Annotated in this window: 5 protein-coding genes; all 5 read right to left on the bottom strand. The window is 72.6% G+C overall.

Going from position 1 to position 6,311, the window contains the following annotated elements; genetic code table 11:
- Positions 1-359 precede the first annotated feature (359 nt).
- Genes ACO1BR_RS30050 through ACO1BR_RS30030 form a run of 5 tightly spaced genes read right to left on the bottom strand, consistent with a single transcriptional unit; the run spans position 360 to position 6,204 of the window.
- Positions 360-1,670 carry a DUF58 domain-containing protein gene (locus tag ACO1BR_RS30050; protein ID WP_426798239.1) on the bottom strand — a complete coding sequence of 437 codons (1,311 nt, stop codon included), beginning with the start codon at positions 1,668-1,670 and terminating at the stop codon, positions 360-362.
- Between the two features lie 9 nt (positions 1,671-1,679).
- Complete coding sequence (locus ACO1BR_RS30045; RefSeq protein ID WP_426798238.1) at positions 1,680-2,645, bottom strand: AAA family ATPase; 966 nt, start codon at positions 2,643-2,645, stop codon at positions 1,680-1,682.
- Complete coding sequence (locus ACO1BR_RS30040; RefSeq protein ID WP_426798237.1) at positions 2,626-3,855, bottom strand: DUF4350 domain-containing protein; 1,230 nt, start codon at positions 3,853-3,855, stop codon at positions 2,626-2,628. The genes ACO1BR_RS30045 and ACO1BR_RS30040 overlap by 20 nt, the downstream gene beginning before the upstream one ends.
- Positions 3,852-4,544: a DUF4129 domain-containing protein gene (locus ACO1BR_RS30035; protein ID WP_426798236.1), complete on the bottom strand. Its 693-nt coding sequence runs from the start codon at positions 4,542-4,544 to the stop codon at positions 3,852-3,854. The genes ACO1BR_RS30040 and ACO1BR_RS30035 overlap by 4 nt, the downstream gene beginning before the upstream one ends.
- 4 nt (positions 4,545-4,548) lie before the next feature.
- A complete protein-coding gene (locus ACO1BR_RS30030) occupies positions 4,549-6,204 on the bottom strand; it encodes a DUF7544 domain-containing protein (RefSeq protein WP_426798235.1) in 1,656 nt (551 codons plus the stop codon).
- Positions 6,205-6,311 lie beyond the last annotated feature (107 nt).

The raw sequence follows: 6,311 nt of genomic DNA, 5'->3' as shown, positions 1-6,311 counted from the left end.
CTGTGGGAGAGTAGGACGCCGCCGAACAATCTTTGTGGGGAGGCCCCGCACCGTATGGTGCGGGGCCTTTCTGCGTTTGTGGGCAACTTTTTGACAGGGGCCCACCGGGAGGTGGTTGGTGCCGGGGCGAGTGGGGTGAGTGGATTGCTCCTTCGGCACGGGTGCCGTCATGCTGAGGCCCATGCTGCAGGGAGGGGTGCGGAGGGCTGAGGAGGGGGCGAGAGGCAGCCGTAGGTGTGGGTGTGGGTGTGGGCACGGCTGAGGCTGTGTGTTGTGTGTCTTCAGCGTCGCGTCGCAGTCGTTGATTGTCGCTGTGCAGGGCTGGAGTTGGGGCCGTCTTGGGCGGGCGGTGGGAGTGGTCAGAGGCGGCCGGCGGCCTTCAAGGTGAGGTAGGCGTCGGCCAGGTCGGGGGCCAGGTGGGCCGGGGTGGAGTCGATGACCGTGATGCCCTGGTGGCGGAGGCGGTCCGCGGTGCGGCGGCGGGCGGCGCGGGTCTGTTCCGCGGCAGCCGCTGCGTAGACGGCCTGAGGGGTGCGGCGGCCGGCGGCCATTTCTTCGATGCGGGGGTCGGCGACGGCGGCGACGATGAGTTCGTTGCGCTGGGTGAGGCCGGGGAGGACAGGCAGCAGGGCTTCCTCCACGGGAGCCGTGTCGAGGCCGGTGAAGAGGACGATCAAGGAACGACGCGGGGTGCGGCGGTGGATTGTGGCGGCCAGGCCGCGGGCGTCCGCCTCGACCAGTTCGGATTCGAGGGGGGCGAGTGCGTCGGTGAGGGCCGGCAGGAGGTCGCGGGCGGTGCGGCCTTGTACGGAGGCGCGTACGCGGCGGTCGTAGGCGAGCAGGTCGACGCGGTCGCCGGCGCGGGCGGCGAGGGCTGCGAGGAGCAGGGCGGCGTCCATGGAGGCGTCGAGGCGAGGCGTGTCGCCGACGCGGCCGGCTGAGGTGCGGCCGGTCTCCAGGACGAGGAGGATGCGGCGGTCGCGTTCGGGGCGCCAGGTGCGGACGGCGAGGGTTTGCCGGCGGGCGGTGGCGCGCCAGTCGATGGAGCGGGTGTCGTCGCCGTGGGTGTAGTCGCGGAGGCTGTCGAATTCGGTGCCTTCGCCGCGGGTCAGGATGCTGGTGCGGCCGTCGAGTTCGCGGAGTCGGGCGAGTTTGGCGGGGAGGTGCTTGCGGCTGGTGAAGGGGGGCAGGACGCGCAGAGTCCACGGGACGTGGTGGTTGCCCTGGCGGGCTGCCAAACCGAGTGGGCCGTAGGAGCGGACCGTGACGCGGACGGCGTGGTGGTCTCCGCGGCGGGTGGGGTGGAGCGTGGTGCTCAGGCGACGGCGTTCGCCGCCGGGGATGCGGGCGGTGTGGCGGGACGCGGGGATGTCGGAGCCGGGGTGGAAGGAGCTCGGGGGCCAGGCGTCGCGGATCTGGGCGCGCAGGGTCCGGCGGTCGGAGTTGGTGATGGTGAGGTGGATGTGGGCTTCGCCTGTCAGTCGAACTGTTGTGTCACCGGTTCGGGTGAAATGGAGCTTTCGCACTGGCGCGGCGAGTGCTAGATCGCACAAGATTGCTATCAGCAGGGCGAGTTGGACGATCAGGATCCCGAGCCAGCTGGGCAGTGCGAAGCCGACGAAGAGGGCTCCGAGTGCGGCGATGAGGGCGGTGCGTCCGGTGAGGGCCACGGTCTTGTCTCAGCGGGGGACGGGGAGATGAGCGAGCACGGCATTGATCACGGAGTCTGAGGTGACTCCTTCCATCTCCGCTTCGGGGCGGAGCTGGACGCGGTGCCGGAGTGTGGGGAGAGCCAGGGCTTTGACGTCGTCGGGGGTGACATAGTCGCGACCGGTGAGCCAGGCCCAGGCGCGTGAGGTGGACAGCAGGGCGGTGGCCCCTCGGGGGGAGACGCCGAGAGACAGCGAGGGGGATTCGCGAGTGGCACGGCAGATATCGACGATATAGCCGGTGACTTCGGGGGAGACCGTGGTCTTGGCAACCGCGGCTCGGGCTGCTTCGAGGTCGGTGGCGGAGGCGACGGGGCGAAGACCGGCGGCGTTCAGGTCGCGCGGGCTGAAGCCGGCGGCGTGGCGGGTGAGGATGTCGATCTCGTCCTGGCGGGCGGGGAGCGGCATCGTCAGCTTCAGCAGGAAGCGGTCGAGCTGGGCTTCGGGGAGCGGGTATGTGCCCTCGTATTCCATGGGGTTCTGCGTGGCGGCCACGAGGAACGGTTCGGGGAGCGGGCGGGGCGTGCCGTCGACGGTTACCTGACGCTCTTCCATGGCTTCGAGCAGGGACGCCTGGGTCTTGGGTGGGGTGCGGTTGATCTCGTCGGCGAGAAGGAGGTTGGTGAAGACGGGGCCGGGCTGGAAGGAGAACTCGGCGTTGCGGGCGTCGTAGACCAGCGAGCCGGTGACGTCGCTGGGCATGAGGTCCGGGGTGAACTGGACGCGCTTGGTGTCGAGTTCGAGGGTCGCTGACAGGGCGCGGACGAGCAGCGTCTTGGCGACGCCGGGGACGCCTTCGAGGAGTACGTGACCGCGGCACAGCAGCGCGACGACCAGGCCGGTGACGGCGGGGTCCTGGCCTACGACGGCCTTGGCTATCTCGGTGCGCAGTTCCTCAAGGGAGGCTCGGGCGCTGTCAGCGGTCGGGGTGCTCACGGGGGGCGTGCCTCTCTTGGGGAACGATCGAGTTTTCGAGTGCGTCGAGTTGGTCGGCCAGGCGCACCAGGGCCTTGTCGTCCGCGGGAGCGGGGCCGAAGAGCAGTGCGTGGAGGTCGGCGGCCGGGGTCGTGGTGGTGGTCAAGTGGGCCTGGATGGCCGGGAGAAGGACGTCCGGGGTGTGGGCGTGCCCGGGGGGCACCCCGATAAGGGGGGCGAGCCGAGTGCGGACCGCTGAACGCAGGACGGCGCAGGCCCGGTCGCGGGCGTGGGCCTGTTCGTAGAGGCGGGCGTGGCCTTCGGTCGTTTCGGCGGCCGGGACCGTGACGGGGAGTCGTTCCGGCACGAGGGGGCCGAGTCGGCGGGCGCGCCAGAGGGCTGCGCATACGGCGGCGATGGTGAGTTGGAGCAGCGCCCAGTTCCAGCCGGAGGGGATGAGATCGAGGAGGCCGGGCCGGTTGTCCTGTGCGGATGACGGGTCGCTGACGGAGGGGAGGTACCAGACCAGATGCTCGTGCGCACCGAGGAGTTGGAGGGCCAGCGAGGCGTTGCCGTGCTCGGCGAGGTGGAAGTTGTACAGGAAGTCGGGGGAGCCGAGGAGTACGGTGTCGCGGTCCGTGCCGGGGGCCGGGAGGCGCAGCAGGGTGGGCAGACCGCCGCCGGGGTAGCAGCGGTCGGCCGCGGGGGCGGTGGTCTCGTAGCGGACGCCGCCGAGGAGGGCGTCGCCCGCGCTGCGGGCGGCGGGCAGCGAACAGGCGGGACGGCGAGGGGCGTTGGTGAGCGCGGGACCGGCCTGGACTCCGGGGGCGAAGAGCTGGAGGGACGCGGGGCCCGGGGCGAGCAGGACGGTGCGGCCGGGGGTGTGGGCGGTCGCCGTGGAGAGGGTGGCCAGCTGGTCTGCGGTCAGGACGTCGGGATCGGCGACGAGGAGAGTGGTGTGCGGGCCGGCCGCGGCGGCGGCCTCCTCGGCGGTGGTCACGACGCCGGTGGTGACGCCGTGGGCGGACAGGAGTTGGGCGAGCGCGCGGCTTCCGGTCCGGTCCGCGGAGCGGGGGTCGAGCCGGCCGTACTGTTCACCGGACTGCAGGGCAGCCAGGACCAGCCCGCTGACGACGAGCAGGAGCAGCGCCAGCAGCAGTCCGCGGGAGCGGGCCCACAGGCGTCGCGCGGTGGCGCCGGGAGCGGCGGTGACGGTGGTGGCCGTGGTCATTCGCGGCTCCTGGTCGGGGTGGCGGCCAGGTGGGGCTTGGCGTGTTGCAGCTCGGTGTCGAGGTCGGTCAGAAGGGCGTATGCCTGTTCCGTACCGGGGCGGCCGCCGTATGTGACGTCGTCGAAGGTGCGGGCCGCGGTGCGCAGTTGGCCGGCGTGCGGGGGGAGCGCCCGGCCGGCTTCGGCGGCGGCCTCGCCGGCGGTGCGGCCGGGGCCGGGGGTGATCAGGGTCCGCTCTTCGAGGGCGAGGACGATGGCCCGCATTCGGTCCTGGATCGCCGCGTTCCAGCGGCCTTCGGTGGCGTGCCGGTCGGCGGCTGCGCGGTGTTCGGCGGCGGTGCGGGGGGCGTCGGTGAAGAGCGTGCCGCCGGTGGTCGGAGTACGGCGCAGTGCCCCGAGCCGTAGGCGGAGCGCGATGGCCAGCAGGAGGACGAACGCCACGATGGCGAGGAGTCCGATCCAGCCGCCGGGGGTGGCCCCGGCGGCGGTGTGGAAGAGGTCCCCGATGTGGTCCCACAGCCAATTCAGGGCCCGCTGGATCGGGTTGGGGTCGTGCTGGTGGTACCGGGGGTCGGACAGCTCGCGCTGGGCCGCTTCCCGGGCGGGGCCGCGTGGGATCCGTACCGGTATGTCGTCGTCGGAGCGCGCGATGAGACGTGTGAGCGCGGCTGTGTTCCCCCCGGTGGTCACCGCATCAGCCTCCCGGCGTGGCGTCGCTCGGGCGCGGGCCGGGGATGTCGGCGGAGGCGTCCTTGGGCGCGTTGGGGGCGGCGGAGGTTTCGGTGCCGGTTGCCGTGGCGCTGTCCGGCGCTTCCTTGCGTGCCGCCGCCGGTTGCGCCTCTGCCGGTTGAGCCTTTGTCAGGTGGTGCTCCGTCTGCTGATCCGCTGTCGGCTGTTCCTCCGTGCGGTCCGACGGGGAGTCAGCGGTGGGGCCGTCGGCCGGTGGGGTGTCGGCGGGGGGCCTGGGTGCCGGGGTGGTGGTAGGACCGGTGGTGGCCGGGGCCGGGGCGGCGGGTTCGGCGTCGTAGCCGGGGAGGCCGGCAGCGCGGGCGAGTTCGAGGTCGAGAGCCTCGCGGCGGATGCGCTGGTCGACGTAGACGAGCACGGTGACACCGGCGCTGATCGGGAAGGTGATGGTGGAGCTGATGATCGCGCCGATGCCCAGCACGATCAGGAACGGCCAGCCGGTGCCGTTGCTGGTGCCGTTCGCCCAGTCCATGAGGCTCTCACCGCCGATGATGAAGGCGATGAGGGTGGCCGGAATCTGGATGATGAACTGGACGATGGCGACCAGCAGGTAGGCCAGGAGCTGGACGCCCAGCACCCGCCACCAGGCGCCGCGTACGAGCTTGGCGGAGCGGCGCATGGCCGCGATGACGCCCTGCTTCTCCAGCATGAGGGCGGGGGAGGCGAGGCTGTAGCGGACCCCCAGCCAGATGCTCACGATGGTGGCGGCGAGCCCGCCGAGCAGGGTGAGGGTCAGGCCCGTGGCGAACGAGCCGCCGGCCATGACGACGAGCCCGGGCACCAGACCGACCGCGAACACGGCCGTGATGAGCAACGGCAGCAGGACGAGCAGGCCGAGCAGACGCGGGAGTTGGCCGCGGGCCTCGCGCCAGGCTTCCCCGGCGGTCGCCGGGCGGCCGAGCACGGCGCGGCTGACGACCATGGTCAGCAACCCGGTGGCGATGATGGTGGCGAGCAGCCGGATCAGCGAGGAGATGGCGGAGCCGGCGAGCGAGTCGCTCATGTCGCTGAGGGCCTGGCGCAGCGGCGGGTTGCCGCCGGCGTCGAGGGCGGGGTTGTGGCCGGTGCCCTGAAGCCACACTCCGGTGACGATCGTGTTGGCGGTCTGCGAGACGATCGCGACGATCAGCGAGATGCTGAGCACGGTGCGCCAGTGGGCGCGCATGGTGGCGACCGCGCCGTCGAGGATCTCGCCGACGCCGAGCGGACGAAGCGGGATGACGCCGGGCTTGGCGGCGGGCGGCATTGCGGCCCAGCCGCCGCCCCATCCGGGGCCGGCGCCCCAAGCGGCCTGGTTTCCGGGGCCCGGCGGGGTGCCCCAGCCGGGCGCGGCGGAGCCGCCGGACGAGGCGCGGGTGCGGTCGCCGGTGGTGCCCTTGGCGCCCCGGCCGCCGGGGCCGCTCTGGCCGGGGATGCCGGCCGGGGCCGTCCACTGCCCGGCGGGCGGCTGCTTGCTCGACCAGTTCGGGTGGGCCGGCTGCTCGGACGCGCCGCCGGGATGGTCTTCCGGGCCGGACGACCGGGGGGGCTGCTCCTGGGTGCCGCGGTCCGGTTCGCCGGAGGGGGCGGATCCGGGCGAGGCCCAGCCCGGAGAGTTGTTCATCGTCGCTCCTTCTTGCTGCCCGTCCGCTGCGGCGGCGGGGGTCCGGGGTCCGCGGTGTCAGTCATCGTGTCATGGGGGGTGGCGCTTTGTACCCGCGCCCTTGGAGG

Origin of the sequence: Streptomyces sp. YGL11-2 (assembly GCF_050054615.1) — a bacterium.
In the GTDB taxonomy this organism is placed as follows: Bacteria; Actinomycetota; Actinomycetes; order Streptomycetales; family Streptomycetaceae; genus Streptomyces.
The sequence above is the reverse complement of the archived record's forward strand: the minus strand, read 5'-3'. Positions and strand labels throughout refer to the sequence as shown.